The 415-nt window shown below is 61.7% G+C and carries 1 pseudogene; it reads left to right on the top strand.

The annotated features are described in order from the left end of the window. Positions 1–415, top strand: a pseudogene (locus tag BQ8482_RS39875) (calcium/proton exchanger); the annotation flags it as partial.

Here is a 415-nt window from a genome sequence, read left to right as displayed (position 1 = left end):
GGTATCAAGTATCATGTGCAGGAGTACAACAGGGTCAGCGCCAGGCTGCAAACCAGCCTGCTGTTCCTCGCTACGATCGCGATGGTGACCCCGTCCATGGTGGCGCAAGTCGATTCCGTTGCCACGTCCGCGTTCACCCAGAAGCTGAGCGTTGGATTGTCGGTGCTGCTCATCGGCGCCTACGCGATGGGCCTGGTCTTCTCGCTGAAGACCCATAGAGAACTTTTCAGCGGCACGGCCCATGCGGAAGACGGCGAAGCGTGGCCGATGGGCCTGGCTCTCGGAACGTTGGCAGCGGTGACAGTGCTTGTTGCGCTGGTAAGCGAAGTGTTCGTCGAGTCGGTGCAGGAGGCTGCGGTCGCGTTCGGCATGACCCCCGCCTTCGTGGGTTTCATCGTCGTTGCGTTGGTGGGCG

The organism is Mesorhizobium delmotii (assembly GCF_900149755.1).
GTDB lineage: Bacteria > Pseudomonadota > Alphaproteobacteria > Rhizobiales > Rhizobiaceae > Mesorhizobium > Mesorhizobium delmotii.
Note: the sequence above shows the minus strand (reverse complement) of the source record. Positions and strands in the feature narration are given on the sequence as shown.